Below are 14,491 nucleotides of genomic sequence, written 5' to 3'. Positions count from 1 at the left end.
TGCTATTATTATGAAGTTAAATCAAAAGGTCTTAAAGAGTTCATTAGTTGTTATGCTTGCGTTAGGGTTAGGCGGTTGCGCTGCCAATAGTGCAACTACGACCCACAAGAGTCACGAAGCGCAAAGCGCCCAGGTCGTTAAGCAGAACCATAAGAAAGCTAGCGACAAGGCAGCAGCTAAGGAAAGTACTAGCGAACAAAAGATAACTTCGAATAACAGCAGCTCCGCAAGTACGGTTTCCAAGCAGGCTAGCAGCCAAGCAGCAAGCAGCACTATTGCTTCCACGAGAAGTGCTAATGCCAGTGCTGTTGCTGCTCCTGCAAAGGCTGCCCAAGAATCATCCAGCAGCGTGAAGGAAAACCAAAACATCCAACTCGGCTTAGGTGATGTTGCCAGCTGGACTGACGCTCAGGGTGTTACCCACCACGTTGATAGCGACGGGATGGATCGTTACACTGCCAAGGGCAGTTCACAGGTTCAATACCAAGACTGGTCTGGTCAACTGCCAAGCAATGCGGTTGTTAGCCACCACTAACCGGTGACCTAATAATAGCATTCCGCAAAAAGCCGCTCGGGAATTTTCTCGAGCGGCTTTTTGTGTTCCATTAAAGTTGTTCAAATTGTAAGCTTCCCAAGTGGTAGAAAACATCCACGTAGTCACGGTTTGCATCGGGGGTCGGGGTATAACGGCTAATTATCGTATAGTCATCCCCCTGCGGCCACCCTACTGGTAAAGTTATCGTTCCTGTAAAGCCGGCGTGCGCAGCATTCAGATACTGCCGTCCGTACAACCGCATGATATCTGGCCGGGCCAAACCTGTTGGCGTGTCGGCAATCGTCTGCCGGGCCAGCTCCCGGCCCCGCGTGTTATCGAACAGGATCAGGGTGTGGTAGCCACGAGCCAAGTTAGTGACCCGCCAGCCAGCAACTGTCAACTTAGCTTGGTCATTAGCCTGACGAAGGACGTGCTGGTCTACGTACCCTGCTTCCTTCTGTGACAATAATTTCTGGGGTGTGAACCAGTAGTCGGTGTACTGGCTGCCGTTACCATTCCCGTTGCCGTCAGCACTACTAGAATAGCGGCTGACAATCACGTAGCGGTGCCCGGGAATCAGGTTGAGTTCCGTCAGGTTTAAGGTTAGCTCAAAGCCAGACTGCCCGGCGTTGGCAACTCCCGGGTAAGCTCGTTGAACATCGGGCCGGGCGGCAGCGATAACCAGGTACGATTCTACCTGACGGTTCACCGTCACATCGAACAGGATGATGAAGTGGTGCTGTTCAAACCGGCTGACCCCGTTCGCGTGCCAACCAGCAATTTTCAGCCGTCCATTGCCGACTGTAAAGTTATCCAGGTAAGCCTGGTTACTGTACTGGCCATCCGTCAGCGGCGTAAACCAGTAGTCGACAGCGTTGCCGTTGCCGGCGGGGTCGTCTGTGTAGCGACTCAATACCTGGAGCCGCTGATTAAAGTTGAGTGCGGCCAAGTCAAAGTTCACACTAAAGCCGGACTGCCCAGCGCCAGCGATGTGGCCGTAAACGTTAGCCACGTCCGGCCGGTTGGTACCTGCTGACACCAACCGCCGCCCCACTTCGCGACCATTATTCAAAATAATGATGTAGTGGTACGCCTTTCCAGACGCTTGGTTGCTGGCGTGCCAACCGCTGAGCTGGAGCTGGTCACCCACCACCGTGGCACCATCCAGATTGGCATAGTTCCCCTGGTCCACCGAGAGCGGCGCAAACCAATAATCTACGTAATCGCTGTTGCCATCCGCGCTACCACTATACCGGCTGATCAAGCGGATACTGGTCACATTAGCAAGCTGGTTTGCCAGATCAAGCTTGGTTGAAAAACCTGCCTTGGCCGCGTCATAGACGTTATGAGCTCGCTGAACATCGGGACGGTCAACCCGGTTGGTGATCACCCGCTGAAGCTCGTGTCCATTCTGGTCGAGTGCAATCAGGTAGTGGTAAGGGCGCCCCTGGGAGGCATTGGTCGCGTGCCAGCCAGTCGCCACGAGCTGACCAGAACTGGTGATAAAGGCTCCATCCAAGTAGGCGTAGTTGCCATTATCAGTCCGGTCCCAGTCTGGAGTGACCGTTCCCTGGTTACTGAAGTCATCCCGGTTATAGTTGGTCCCGGTCGTCCAGATATAGTGCATATCGACATTTTCCAGCCGGAAAGTAAATGGGATCCCGTTTGACCATGTTCCCCTCCCCGTCGCGTAGGTCAGGGATGGGTACAGGGCCAGGGTCGTGATTGGCTGCTGGACCGTCAGGAAGTTCTGGGCGTGGCCGAAGAGGTCGCCAGCGTCGTTGAAGAACATCCCCATCAAGCCATAGTAAACACAGGCTTGCAGGTCATCCATCGTCTTAATGGTAAATAGCGGCACTGCATTGACGTTCACGAAGTCGGTTCCCACCGCGCTGGCAAATGGTCGCGCCGCCAGGTTTGGAATATTATCCACATAAACCTGATGGGCCGCGATGTTTTCGGACTGACCCTGCAGGATTTCGTAATCGTGCCAGTGACCATTGAGGAGGGACTCGTCACGAAACTGGTACTCAAGGGCCATTGCTCGTACCTGGTTAATGGTTCCGGCATCCTGGGTAAATGGCTCTAGGCCAAATTCAGCCCGGGCCCGGTTGACAAGGTTAAGCCCGTACTGGTTAAGCTGGCTGACCTGGTCAGCGGTCAGGCTGTTTAGGTCAACCGCCTGGGTGGCCGCGAGTCGGTTGGACTGGTAGTTATTATTGTAAATTCCCTGCTGGGCGGTCTGCTCGAAGGCATTGGCCGCCGCCTGGCTATTGACATTACGAACTGCGTCGAGGGTGTAGCCGGCCGGAAAGTTAATTGCCTGGGTAGCCTGGACCCGGGACAAGTTTTTGGAATAGAGATTTAGATTAGTTGTTGTGGACTGGATAGTAGTTGGCTGGTTGGCTGTCGTACTGACGGTAACATCATCGGCCCGAGCGCCCGTGGTGATCAGCGTCAAGCCAAAGGTTGTAACCGCCGCCGTAGCGATTAGTTTAGCAACCGTAGTGTTCATTAAATGCTCCCCCTCATGTGAATCTTGTAATATTTTACTATGAGTTCAAGCGAAATGGGAGTGGGAATAACCTCCGTCTCTTAGCCGTTTTATGGATAATGATACCCCAGCGTAGTCGCAGGCTGGCAATTCAAACACTGGACCACTCCCAAATAGGCTGCGCGGCGAAAAGACAAGCACCGAAAATCAGCGTGGATTTTCGGTGCTTTTTTCACTCTCTCTGTAAAAGTAATTAATTATCAATAACAACCCGGGTGCCAGTTGGAACGTTGTGCATAATCCAGTAGGCATCGGGAACAGAGAGCCGGATACAGCCGTGGGAACCTTGGTTGATGCCCAGTTGTGAGGCTTCGTATGGTTTGTAGTTGCCCCAGCGGTCAGTCGGAACCGTGTGGAAGAGGTATTCCCCGTGGTTAAGGAAGGACGTCCAGTAGTTAGCCCCCTCACCCAAGGCACCGTTGTAGAAGCTGTTGCCCCGCTCGGCCTGGATGTAGTAGGTTCCAAGGGGCGTGGTGCTGACCCCGTTTTGGTAGTAGCCAGCGGTACAGTACATTGTGTAAACCACGTCATTGTTGTTCATCAGGTAGACCCGGTTTTGGCCGATCCGGACATGGATCCAGAAGTTGTTGAGCTGGCTCAAGTTCGGGTAGTCAAAGTATTCAGACGGCTGTCGGTAGTCGATCGGTGTCCGCATCGCATTGATGGAAACTAAGCCGGACCATTCGTCGACCGCGTTGCCGTTCCCGTATTTGTCGTCGGTAATCCGGTGGATAATCCGCACCATGTGGTGGTTGAGCTGGTTTGGAATATTGAAGCCAAGCTGGTAACCAGACTTGCCACTGTTGTAGATTGCCGGCTCTGCCTTGGCAACATCTCCCCGGGTGCGGTTTTTGTCTAAGACCTCCTGCCGGTATAATTCATGACCATTTTGGTCGACAAAAATCAGATACTGATACGGCTTACCAACAGCCTGATTGCTAGCGTGCCAACCACTGACGTAAATACCGGTAGCATTAACTTGGATGGCGTCAAAATTGCCAGCGTTCGAAGCATAAGTTTGACTGTACTGGTCGTCGTAGTTGCCATTACCAGCTGGATCATCTGAGAAGCGAAGAATCAGCTGGATATTGCCATTGACTTGGGCCGGGTCTAACTTGACTAAGGTCGAAAAGCCGCTGTTAGCACTGTTATAAACCTGACCATAAGCCTTAGCAACATCAGGCCGACTGGTGAAGGTGAGCGCCGCCCGGTTAACTTCCTTGCCGTTGTTCAGGACAATGAGGTATGGATGAGTCTTCGTAAGCGATTGGTCACTGACGAGCCAACCATTGACCCGCAGCCCCTGCTCGGTCATCTGGAGGCCATCAATATAAAAAGCGTGTTGGTTCAACGTAAAAGCCGGTGACCAGTAGTCACTATACTGCCCACCGCCACCGTTGCCGTCGTTACTGGTGGAATACCGACTGACGAGCGTGTACTGGTGACCAGGTTGCAGGTTTAGCCCCGCCAAATCAATTTGACCGCTAAAGCCAGCCTGTCCAGATTCTGGAACGTTTGGCAACAAGCGGGCAATATCTGGGCGATTGGCCAGACTTGTCTTGACAACGGCGACCTGAGAGTTCGCCGTCAAATCGTAAAGGATTCCAAAGTGGTTATTCTCAAACGGTGCTAAACCGCTAGCGTGCCAACCAGCAAAGCTCAAGCGTTGACCGTCACTGAGGTTGAAGCTATCCAACCAGCCCTGGTTGACTTGGTTAGCACCGGTAATTGAGTTAAACCAGTAATCCAGGTAGTCGCTGTTGCCATCCGCACTAGCACTATAGCGGCTGATGATCTGAATCTGGTGGTTCAGGTTAACTTTATTTAACGCAATTTTAGCTGTAAAACCAGATTGGTCGGCATGGTAAACGTCGGGAACGGCTCTGGCGACGTCCGGACGTGCAATGGGTTTGACCTCACCCCGCCCGATTTCACTGTTGATCGTCCGGTCAAAGAAGATCACGTAGTGGTGATTCTTGCCCGCGGCCGCGTTGCTAGCATGCCAACCAGCTACTACTAGCTGGCCGTCAATTGCGGTAGCTAAATCAAGGCTCGCGCGATTGGCACGGTCAATTACGATTGGCGCAAACCAGTAGTCCGCCGCATTACCGTTCCCAGTAGGATCATCAGTATACCGACTGATAATTTGAACTTGACTAAGATTTGCCAGTTGCTGGCTAAGATCAAAGCTGGCGTTAAAGCCGGACTGCGCAGCACCAGCAACCGGGTGGACTTGAGCAACATCCGGACGCTTGGTAGCGGTTTCGGTGACACCTTGCCGTGCGATTTCCGTCCGGTGAATTGGATCAAAGGCAATGATGTAGTGGTACTGCCGGCCTTGCGATTCATTCGTTGCGTGCCAGCCACTGACGTTCAGGCTACCATCTGAGTCCAGCTTCGTCTGGTCTAGCCAGCCATAGTTGCATGGTCATTCGGGTTGATGTTAGCCTGGTCAGTAGTTGCCTGGCTGGCTACAGCAGTACCCTGGTTAGCATCCCGCTGAGGTGTAGTGGCAGAAGGTTGCTGGTTGGTCTCCCTCCCATTTTGACCCCCACCCGTAGTAGCTTGACCGACTTGCTGGACAGCTGGCATGATCGTTGCCGGGTCAGTGGCAGCCTGAGCTTGACTGGTACCGACTGGGATTCACAACGTCACGGCGAAAATCGTGGCCGTGACCCACAATTTTCCATGCTTATGCAGTTTCTTATGTTCCTTCATGGATTCATAGTCCTCCCCTAATGATAATCACCCATATTATACAATGACCCGGGCCTTAATATGGCAACTTTCTACTATCTGCTGATTTATTCAGTTAAATTTTAGCATTTTCATCACAATAATATTTCCGTATAATGAAAAAATATTTTGTTTATTCGGGAGGAAGAGAATGAGAAATACAGTTATTACTATTATTGGTTTGGTTATTTTCTTTGCATTTATCAAGTTCTTTTTAGTTGTAGGCGGAATCGTTGCCCTCTGTGCCAGCGGCTACTTTCTTTATCAAGCCGTGCGCGATAAGAATAACCGGCAAACACTGCTGAAGAAACGGTTGCTCCCGGCAGTGGTCGCGATGGTCTTGTGCTTTGGTTTTACAGGGACCCTTTCTGGTGGTCAACAAACTAGCCACCATGAAGCAGCAAGCAGCAGTGCTAAAACTACCCATAAGCATGCTGACAGTAGTTCTACTGATAATTCGAGTGACGATGATGAGGATAAGGATGACTTCGATTCAGAATCCATTGAAGATAGCAGTGAGGATACCGAATCAACCGAATATGCTGCTAGTGAGCGCACCAGTAGCACCGACATCTCAACCACTACGGAGAATCGTAACGCAAACCTGCATAATAATGGCGATATGACGACCGACCAAGCGGGAACCATTGTCGGTAACAGCCGGACGATGGTTTACCACACACCGGGCCAGCAGGGGTACCGGATGAACTCTGGCAATGCCGTGTACTTTAACTCAGAAGCGGAAGCGCAGGCCACCGGATACCGGAAAGCACTCCGTTAAAAAACAAACCAAGCTCGTTGCTGGTATGCCAGTAGCGGGCTTGGTTGTTTTCTGCTTAATTATATAGATTACTGAGGTCGTCAACTTGCGCTCTCAACTCGGGACTAAAGTCAACTAGGTCGGCTGGCGTAATGACTTGCTGGCCTAGTAGCTGGACAAGAATCGTCAGCATTGACCGGCGAGATACTTCGCACACCACTCCTGGTGAGCGGCGGTCGGCCTTAATCCTTTTTTTCAGTCGCCAAAAATTGGCTGATGCAAATTATTGCACTCCTTGTGAACGTTTTTAATTATTTTCGAAACAGTTAAAACATCGGACGTTCTTCCTCAACGCATCTTCACAGTCATAGTAATCCACTATAGGCCAACTTCGTCAAATCACCACAACACGCCCAAGCGAGATTTAAGGGGTAATAATCTCGCTTGGGCGTGTTTATTTTAGATTAAACAGTTGTCTTAAAGGGTGTTTTCACCTTCTTTCCAGCTATTCTTTGCGATAAATGGCACCGTCTTTTGTGGAGCAATAAACGAGAAGAAGCTAAGCTGATTACCCCAATCTGCGGTATCTCCCCAATCTAGTTCTCGCAAATTACGGTTATCGTAGGTGAAGGCAAATAGCTTTTTGTGCCGAATATCATAGCCAGAAGTATACTGCGTCCAGGCATAAATTGTTTTCTCATTACCGCCTATTCTTAGCGAGCCTTTCGGTGTGTTAACCGTTGTGATCAATTGAAAAATTTGGTTAAGCGCTTCGTTATCACTTACCGTCGGAGAAAGTAATTTAGCAAACGCTGCCCGCAGAAAGCGTGACTCTGGTTTATAATCCGCTGGAATGCCAACCATGCCGCTAGTCGCCTCATCCATTGCAATTGGCTCAATTTCTTCATCCATCTTGTAATCATAGCTACGCCCAGTTGTGCGTTCTAACCATAGTTTGACATTATTAATCTGCCAATCAAAGGTCGGCGCATTCGTGAACACGCCCAGTCTATTCTCGTAAATCTTAAATCCATTGGGGACAGAAGGCTCCACAACGATTGAACGACCAGTTTTGTCAACAAAGACACAATGCTGAGGTACCGACATCCCCATCATTGGTCCAGCTTCATTCGTAACCCCCACGTCCTGATTCAATTTTTCTTTAATCTCATCTAAACTGCCGTAATGAGTTAAAATCCAACTACAAATTTCCTCGCCCCGGATCGGCGTCTTGCCACTATCCTTAACTTCTTTCGTAGATACATAGCGATAGAAATGATCAAAATAAAATGAACCGCCACAAATACCACTTTCATTAATTCCATCCAATAAGACGGGGGACTTATGCAAGTCCTTCGCCCAGACAATTCCCATCACCGCTTGCTGAGTAATAAAAGGCGAAGACATTGATGAGAAATTGTAACCCTTGGGAATCTTGACTCCTGAATATTCAAAATGCTGTTCAAAATCCTGGGTTCGTCCCCAAAAGGGATTCCCCTGCTTGCTAACTAATTCTATTCCGGTACAAGCCATCTGCAGCCACCTCCTTAATTATTCGTAGATTCCGCTTCTTTTTGCGAAGGGATCATTGCAATTCCGGCACCAATCAGGGCTACTAACGCTCCCAATACAGTTACCATATACACATGAGCACCAAGTTGGGGAATCAGCAAATCCATCAAGACTGAACCAATCAGCTGACCAGCAGTCGAAGCCAAGCCCAGTAGAAGCAGTCCCAGTCCACGCACAAGCAATGCCATCAAGGCAATCGACAAAAGCCCCAGGGGTCCGCCCAAGTACATCCACCAAACGTGGGGAAGCTCGAAACTGACTTGGCCCATCCCAATTCTGACCAGCAAAATAACCGTCAGAATAGAAAAGCCAACGATGAAATTCCAAGTAATCGACACTAGCATTGAACCAGTTTCCTTGGCAATTGCGGAATTACCCGCCGGTTGCCAACCAGCAAGGATTCCCGCTAAGAACGGCAAAACGGCAAGACCGATTACTTTCGGAGCTGACCAGTTTGGCGAAACAACCAAGATCGTCGCAGCAATCGCGCATACCGCGCCCAGGATCCGAGCAAAATTAAACGGCTGTTTTACATCCACCCCAATTCCAAAACGGTCACAAAGTAATCCGGAAATCACCAGCCCGGAAATTAACGTCGTTTGAAAGGTGGCAACACCAAGGACTGAAGCAGATGCCCCTTCAGAAAAGACTACCATTGCTCCGCAAATTCCAGCAATCCAGTTCCACCACGGAAGATCATGAGCGCGCATTTTCCGCGGAATAGAGGCAAACTGCGCCCTGGTCGAATGCCGGGCGAGGATGATAACCGTCATCACGACTAAACCCGAGCCAAACGAAATGACTGCCGCCGCATTTCCATCGCCATGCAAAGTGTTACCGAGCTGACCATTTACAGCCGATTGTAACGGTGAGAGCATTCCAGCAAAAATAGTTGCTAGTACAAGTAAGGGAATCACGATGTCCTTCTTTACCCTATTGTTTGAGGAATTCATTTTTAAACCTTCTTCCCATTTCAGACCTAGTTATTAGAAAGCCAGCTAATACAACGGGAGTAAAACTCCCCGTAATTATTCCAATCCATAAATTTATTTGACGCCCAGTGAGGACCGATGTCGCTCATATAGGCCAATGACCTGCCTTTTCCAAAACTTGCGGTAATTAACAACGGATTATCATCCACAGTAAGTAAAACTTCACTCCCTTCCTTAGGGGTGGCTAACTGATAACCAAGAATTGGCGGGAACTTGCCCAACTTTTCAGTAATTGGGTTAGTCTTAGTAATCTGCGGAAGCAGTCCTTGTGGAACTTCTCGCCGATCATCATACGGAAGAATATCGACCGGCAGAACATCTTCTACCGCGGTCCCATGATAGTGCGCTTTCCCCTCAAAGCCGGCAAATGATAGGTAGCCACCTGCCATCATCAGGGCCCCACCGTTTAAGACCCAGCTTTTTAATAGTTCAAGTCGGTTAACGGTTGCTTCTCCCTTATTAAAAACCTTATCGGGAAGCAAAATAGAATTAGCACCTATATCCGAGAGAATAACTACATCATATTCATCCAATTCCTTGTCAGACCACGGAAATAGTTCAGGAACATCATGGGCAAATAAGTGCGTCACTGAATGACCATGTGCTTCTAGTTCTTTAATGAGGTGCGCACACCCATTTTCAAGTTTGGTACTGGTAAAGGAGTCATAACCCTTATATTCAATCGTCGAAGAAATCCATGATTCGCCTGCAATCAAAACGTTTGCCATCTAAAGCCCTCCTTCAAGCTAAAATTGAAGTAAGTAAATGATTCTTGAAGTGATAAAGCGCTTTATCAAATTGCTAAAAAAAATCTTTTAATCCGAATGTATTTAAAATCGACCAATTTTGATATTAAGTGACATTCAAATTAAAAGAATCATTAGCAAACTTCGTCTTAAATATAACACATAATCACGAAATGTAAACGCTTTTATCGAACAAAAGGATTATTTTTTGATCATTCGCACGGACTGACGCCTGATTAACTCGGGAGTTACGATTAATTTCTGGTGCGTAATTTTTTTAGCAACAATCATTTTTAAGAGAGCTCCGACACTCTCACTAGCCATTTTGGAAATTTGCTGGTCAACTGTGGTCAATGGATACTGAGTAATCACGTCGTAAGGATCATTATCAAAACCAATCATTGAGAACCGGTTAAAGGCGTTTACCTGGTGTTCATTAGCCCACTTGATAATTCCAAAGAGCATCATATCACTGGAGCTCAAGACAGCGGTGACTTCATTATTATTAATAATGGAGCTGGCTGCCTGGTACCCACTTTCAATCGAATAGTCGCCTTCATAAAGGAAGTCGGTATGAAACGTCAAGCCATTCTTTTCTAGCGTCTGACGATAACCTTGGTAACGCTCTGGTGCGTTGACATATTGAGTTTTTCCTTGGATAAAAGCGATATTATGGTGACCATGGTCAATCAGCTCCTGGGTGGCGAGAGCGGCCCCCTCAAAGTTATCAAAATTGACTGAGCAAACCCTTAATTTATCCGCAGTTGCGTTAACTAGCACGAACGGCTTCCCGGTCTCATCAATCTGCTTTTGCAGCTTCTCCATGTCTTGGTAGAAAAATTCGTTGGACGGCACTAGCAGGATACCATCAACTCCTCGCGATACCATGTTGTGAAGAATATGTCTTTCCTTTTCTGCCGAATTATTGCTATCAGCAAATAAGGTAGAGTAGCCATGCTGCGCTAATTGTTCATTGATTTCCCGTGTCATCTGGGCAAAAAAGGGATTGGTAATGTCGGGAACAATCAAGCCAATGTTATAGCTAACGTGCCGGCTTAAAGAAACCGCCGCGGAATTAGGCTGATAGTGGTTTTCTGCCGCAATCTGCTTAATCCGCTTCCTGGTCTTGTCGCTGACGCGGACCGGGCGGTCATTGAGCACTAAAGAAACCGTACTCAATGACACCCCCGCGGCCTGCGCAATATCTTTCATTGTATATTTCATCGAAATTCAGTCCAATACTAGTTACTGGTTTAATTATACCAGTAAATGCTTAAGCAGATACTTCCTAAGGCAACGTAAGAGTGTTCATTTTCCGGCAAAAAGCAGCTCCTACTTCAAATGTTCTGCCAAGAAGTCCTCGATAATCTTAAAGACCTGCGGCTGCAAAAACTTCACGTCCATGTGCTCAGCCCCTTTGAGGATGTACAGATCGGCCGGGACGTGCTTCTCAGCTAATTCATCGTAAAGACGCTCACTGTCCTGCACCGGCACCACCTTATCCTCACTGCCGTGGAAAATCAGGAATGGCACGGTATTCTGGTCGATGTAGGTCAACGGGTTCGCCACCCGGTCCAACTCTGGTGCCGCTTCGGGTTCCGCCCCCAGTAGGTTCCGGTAAACGAAGTCGAAGTCGTCCGTCACACTGCCCTGCTTAGCACTCAGCGGATCCACAACCCCGTAAAACGGGACCGCCGCCTGAACAGCACTTGAAACATCAAGGTGAGCGCCCCGGTCAAATTCTTTGTGGCCATTTGTCACCCCTAACATGCTGGCCAGGTGCCCGCCGGCAGACTCCCCCATCGCGATAAAGCGGTCTGGATCGGCCTGGAAACGGTCGGCATTCGCCCGCAGATAGCGAACCGCCGCCTTAGCGTCCTCCAGTTGGCCGGGAAATTGGACCTTGTTGCTGTCGCGGTATTCGACGCCGACCACTATGTAGCCGGCGTGGGCCAAGTCAACCAGGTCCGGCAGGTGGACGTTGTTGTCAGTGTCCATCCAGCCACCACCGGCGAACCAAAAGATTACTGGGTAGCGTTTATCATCGTCCGTTTGAAAGTGGCAAATCACGGTCAGCTTCAGGTCACGGGTAGTGTTGCCTAGCCAACCTGGGACCTGGGCGTAGGTAATATCGGTATCCATCCACAAACCGTCACGAACTGCTGGTACATCAATCGTCTTCTTCATCGTGAACAACTCCTTTATTCCTAATCCAATCGCCTTGATTGTAACAAATAATTAGAACCTAATAAACCGGTGGGTTTTAACCCCTAAAAGCAAGTAGCCCGCACCAAAACTCAGGTACGAGCTGCTTTAGTATCGCAATTCTACTTTATAAACTACCACTTTCCTGTTGAATCACCTCTGCGGATAACTGATTGCCGAGCTTTACCGCTTCATCAATCGCCATTCCTTCCTGAAGGCCGGCCAATACACCACCACAATGCGTATCTCCAGCGCCAATCGTGTTAACGACCTTAACCTGCTTAGCAGGAATCGACCGTCCGCCACCCGCGTCATAAAGGTATGTTCCTCGTGCTCCAAGAGTAACAATGACAGGCGTCTTAGTCTTCCGGTAAATATCAGCTGCCTGCTCAGCAAGGGTTCTTTTACTACTCAGGTAACTGATTTCGTCTTCATTCGCGTTAACAATCGTCTCCGCCTTTAAAATCGCGGACACAGTTGCGGAATCGATATGACTAATCCGGGGTGAAGCATCGAACAGGATTCGTGCCCCCGATTTCCGTCCACTCAACCACTTTAGGATTACCCGTGCTGCCCGGGGGTCTTCCATTTCGTACCCGCTGATGTAGAAGTAGTCGTAATCGCTTAAATTAATCTCTTTAAACCACGACTCATCCCAGTGCTGTTCAATTCCCGGAACGGTAATAAATGTCCGCTCTCCCGAAGGCTCAACCAGGCACAGATCCCAGCCATTATCAAACGAATTTTCATGCAAAATAACCGGAATTCCTTTTTCCTTCAACGTTTGTCGGACAATCTCCGCATACTGCCCGTTGCCAACGGGAACCAGTAAGTCAGTACTGTTCTTCCCCAAATAATGGCTAATTGCTCCGTAAACATTGAAAGCACAGCCGCCAACGTGATTGGACTTGAACTTAGCGGTAGCGTCACCGCCAGATTCTGGCATCTGTGCAATATCCATAATGACATCCACAAACGCCGCCCCCAGGATCAGACTTTTGCTAGCCATGCTGCTCATCCCCAGTCTTCTTGCCATTCTTTACAAACAACGAAAGCACAAACATCACGACAATGGCGGCGATTCCCGAAACAAAGACCGCTAAACTGCTGTTATTTTCAAAGATTCCGTGGGCAAACGGGCCCCTATAAACAGCATTTGACGTAAAGAGAAAGCCAAAGACCGTTGCAATAACCCAGGAAATAATTCCCGGCCAGTTATAACGGACCGGCGAATCTTCCTTCATCAAAAAGACAGAGTAGCCCTGCCGCCGGTAAATAACGTTATCCACCAGGAAGATGGCTACCCAGGAGGCCAAGCAAATTCCCAGGAAGTTCAAGAAGAGCTCAAAGTTGGTTAGGAAGTTACCGGAGATAAATAAAACGTAAACAGAAATGACAACAATAATTAAAGCATGGATTATCAGGGAAGTCTTCTGGGTAACTTCAATCCCAATCGTCGCTAGGTTGATTCGCGCGGACCTGAAAGATACCAGGCATTGTGGAATGATTCCACCGGCCGCAACTAGGAAGTACAGAAAACCAAACCAGCTTGGAATCGCGTTATACATCACCTGATAAGGGTCGCTTGCGGTTGCCAAACTAGGTGAAATCGTACTTAACAGGATTCCGCCGGCCATTAAAATGAACAGTGGCGTTGCGGCCCCCATCGTAGTATTCCAAAAGGTGGCCGATAGCTTGGTGTCAGGGCGAACATAGGCTCCCCAGTCAGCGGCAGCCATTGACCAGGAAATACTCGACCCCGCCGCAACGAAGGCAACCGCTGGTAGCCAGCCGGTCACCCAACTACCGGATTTCATCGAAAATGCTTCATCCCAATTAGCGTTCACTAAGAACATAATCAGCATCACTAAGGTCAGGGCGCCAAAGATCCAGCTCAGCCAGGTTTGAATTTTAGCCAGGGTATCTTCCTTAAAGATCCCCGATAAAATAACCAGGCCGGCAAATATTACCAGGCAAATCAGCTTCGTAAACCCAGTTTGGGGTACTCGAATGGTCTTCAGCATCGCCGAAAATAACAGCGTCCCAGTAATCACATTAACGGCCAGCCAGCCGACCATGTTGAGCCAGGCCATAAAGTTCGGAATCTTATTACCGTAAATTCCAAACGCCGCACGACTCATCTTGAAGGTAGTTACCCCCTCACGCCGGCCAATCATCGCTACCCAACCGGGAATTGCAAAAGTCAACGCCCCAATTAACGCTGCCGTAATGGATTGCCAAAATGACAAACGATAGCTGACAATAATTGCACCATAAACAAAACCCATTATCCCGATATTAGCTGCAAACCAATTGTAAAACAATTTCCCCGGACTTAATGTCTTATCTTCTTCTGGAACTTTAACAAAGTCATTATTCATGAGAAATCAC

15 protein-coding genes are annotated in these 14,491 nt (G+C 48.9%); 2 read left to right on the top strand and 13 right to left on the bottom strand.

What is annotated here, in order from left to right; all coding sequences use genetic code 11:
* The first annotated feature begins 10 nt into the window (after positions 1-10).
* Complete coding sequence (locus N4599_RS09270) at positions 11-535, top strand: hypothetical protein (protein WP_260899292.1); 525 nt, start codon at positions 11-13, stop codon at positions 533-535.
* Between the two features lie 70 nt (positions 536-605).
* Here N4599_RS09270 and N4599_RS09265 read toward each other — a convergent pair whose 3' ends face one another.
* The 5 genes from N4599_RS09265 to N4599_RS09245 form a co-directional block, all read right to left on the bottom strand.
* Positions 606-3,050, bottom strand: a complete 2,445-nt coding sequence (locus N4599_RS09265) for an SEC10/PgrA surface exclusion domain-containing protein (protein ID WP_260899291.1) — start codon at positions 3,048-3,050, stop codon at positions 606-608.
* 232 nt (positions 3,051-3,282) lie between these two features.
* Positions 3,283-5,052, bottom strand: coding sequence for a L,D-transpeptidase (locus N4599_RS09260; protein WP_260899289.1), 1,770 nt, complete (start codon positions 5,050-5,052; stop codon positions 3,283-3,285).
* 110 nt (positions 5,053-5,162) lie between these two features.
* Positions 5,163-5,438, bottom strand: a complete 276-nt coding sequence (locus tag N4599_RS09255; protein WP_260899288.1) for a hypothetical protein — start codon at positions 5,436-5,438, stop codon at positions 5,163-5,165.
* 57 nt (positions 5,439-5,495) lie between these two features.
* Positions 5,496-5,681: a hypothetical protein gene (locus N4599_RS09250; protein ID WP_260899286.1), complete on the bottom strand. Its 186-nt coding sequence runs from the start codon at positions 5,679-5,681 to the stop codon at positions 5,496-5,498.
* A 51-nt stretch (positions 5,682-5,732) separates the two neighbouring features.
* Positions 5,733-5,807: a KxYKxGKxW signal peptide domain-containing protein gene (locus N4599_RS09245; RefSeq protein ID WP_260902535.1), complete on the bottom strand. Its 75-nt coding sequence runs from the start codon at positions 5,805-5,807 to the stop codon at positions 5,733-5,735.
* 169 nt (positions 5,808-5,976) lie between these two features.
* Here N4599_RS09245 and N4599_RS09240 point away from each other — a divergent pair, with 169 nt between their 5' ends.
* On the top strand, positions 5,977-6,606 hold the full coding sequence (locus tag N4599_RS09240; RefSeq protein ID WP_260899285.1) for a sunset domain-containing protein: 630 nt from the start codon (positions 5,977-5,979) through the stop codon (positions 6,604-6,606).
* 55 nt (positions 6,607-6,661) lie between these two features.
* Here N4599_RS09240 and N4599_RS09235 read toward each other — a convergent pair whose 3' ends face one another.
* The 8 genes from N4599_RS09235 to N4599_RS09200 all read right to left on the bottom strand — a co-directional run bounded on the left by N4599_RS09235 (position 6,662) and on the right by N4599_RS09200 (position 14,481).
* Positions 6,662-6,802, bottom strand: coding sequence for a hypothetical protein (locus tag N4599_RS09235; protein ID WP_260899283.1), 141 nt, complete (start codon positions 6,800-6,802; stop codon positions 6,662-6,664).
* 260 nt (positions 6,803-7,062) lie between these two features.
* Positions 7,063-8,118, bottom strand: a complete 1,056-nt coding sequence (locus N4599_RS09230; RefSeq protein WP_260899281.1) for a linear amide C-N hydrolase — start codon at positions 8,116-8,118, stop codon at positions 7,063-7,065.
* Between the two features lie 14 nt (positions 8,119-8,132).
* Entirely contained in the window at positions 8,133-9,110 is a 978-nt protein-coding gene (locus tag N4599_RS09225) for a DMT family transporter (RefSeq protein ID WP_260899279.1), read from the bottom strand.
* A gap of 26 nt (positions 9,111-9,136) precedes the next feature.
* A complete protein-coding gene (locus tag N4599_RS09220; RefSeq protein WP_260899277.1) occupies positions 9,137-9,877 on the bottom strand; it encodes a glutamine amidotransferase in 741 nt (246 codons plus the stop codon).
* Between the two features lie 219 nt (positions 9,878-10,096).
* A complete protein-coding gene (locus N4599_RS09215; RefSeq protein WP_260899275.1) occupies positions 10,097-11,107 on the bottom strand; it encodes a LacI family DNA-binding transcriptional regulator in 1,011 nt (336 codons plus the stop codon).
* A gap of 120 nt (positions 11,108-11,227) precedes the next feature.
* Positions 11,228-12,082, bottom strand: coding sequence for an alpha/beta hydrolase (locus N4599_RS09210; RefSeq protein ID WP_260899273.1), 855 nt, complete (start codon positions 12,080-12,082; stop codon positions 11,228-11,230).
* Between the two features lie 145 nt (positions 12,083-12,227).
* A complete protein-coding gene (locus N4599_RS09205) occupies positions 12,228-13,109 on the bottom strand; it encodes a PfkB family carbohydrate kinase (RefSeq protein ID WP_260899271.1) in 882 nt (293 codons plus the stop codon).
* The gene (locus tag N4599_RS09200; RefSeq protein ID WP_260899269.1) at positions 13,102-14,481 is read right to left on the bottom strand and encodes a purine-cytosine permease family protein; all 1,380 of its coding nucleotides are present in this window, start codon (positions 14,479-14,481) and stop codon (positions 13,102-13,104) included. The genes N4599_RS09205 and N4599_RS09200 overlap by 8 nt, the downstream gene beginning before the upstream one ends.
* Between the last annotated feature and the right edge of the window lie 10 nt (positions 14,482-14,491).

The sequence above is a fragment of the Limosilactobacillus oris genome (assembly GCF_025311495.1).
Taxonomy (GTDB): domain Bacteria; phylum Bacillota; class Bacilli; order Lactobacillales; family Lactobacillaceae; genus Limosilactobacillus; species Limosilactobacillus oris_A.
Note: the sequence above shows the minus strand (reverse complement) of the source record. Positions and strands in the feature narration are given on the sequence as shown.

Bases quoted from the DNA above. Each gene is read 5' to 3' on its own strand.
- N4599_RS09270 (WP_260899292.1), top strand. From the start codon at position 11: ATGAAGTTAAATCAAAAGGTCTTAAAGAGTTCATTAGTTGTTATGCTT.
- N4599_RS09265 (WP_260899291.1), bottom strand. From the start codon at position 3,050: ATGAACACTACGGTTGCTAAACTAATCGCTACGGCGGCGGTTACAACC.
- N4599_RS09255 (WP_260899288.1), bottom strand. From the start codon at position 5,438: ATGAATCGCAAGGCCGGCAGTACCACTACATCATTGCCTTTGATCCAA.
- N4599_RS09250 (WP_260899286.1), bottom strand. From the start codon at position 5,681: ATGCCAGCTGTCCAGCAAGTCGGTCAAGCTACTACGGGTGGGGGTCAA.
- N4599_RS09240 (WP_260899285.1), top strand. From the start codon at position 5,977: ATGAGAAATACAGTTATTACTATTATTGGTTTGGTTATTTTCTTTGCA.
- N4599_RS09230 (WP_260899281.1), bottom strand. From the start codon at position 8,118: ATGGCTTGTACCGGAATAGAATTAGTTAGCAAGCAGGGGAATCCCTTT.
- N4599_RS09225 (WP_260899279.1), bottom strand. From the start codon at position 9,110: ATGAATTCCTCAAACAATAGGGTAAAGAAGGACATCGTGATTCCCTTA.
- N4599_RS09220 (WP_260899277.1), bottom strand. From the start codon at position 9,877: ATGGCAAACGTTTTGATTGCAGGCGAATCATGGATTTCTTCGACGATT.
- N4599_RS09215 (WP_260899275.1), bottom strand. From the start codon at position 11,107: ATGAAAGATATTGCGCAGGCCGCGGGGGTGTCATTGAGTACGGTTTCT.
- N4599_RS09210 (WP_260899273.1), bottom strand. From the start codon at position 12,082: ATGAAGAAGACGATTGATGTACCAGCAGTTCGTGACGGTTTGTGGATG.
- N4599_RS09205 (WP_260899271.1), bottom strand. From the start codon at position 13,109: ATGGCTAGCAAAAGTCTGATCCTGGGGGCGGCGTTTGTGGATGTCATT.
- N4599_RS09200 (WP_260899269.1), bottom strand. From the start codon at position 14,481: ATGAATAATGACTTTGTTAAAGTTCCAGAAGAAGATAAGACATTAAGT.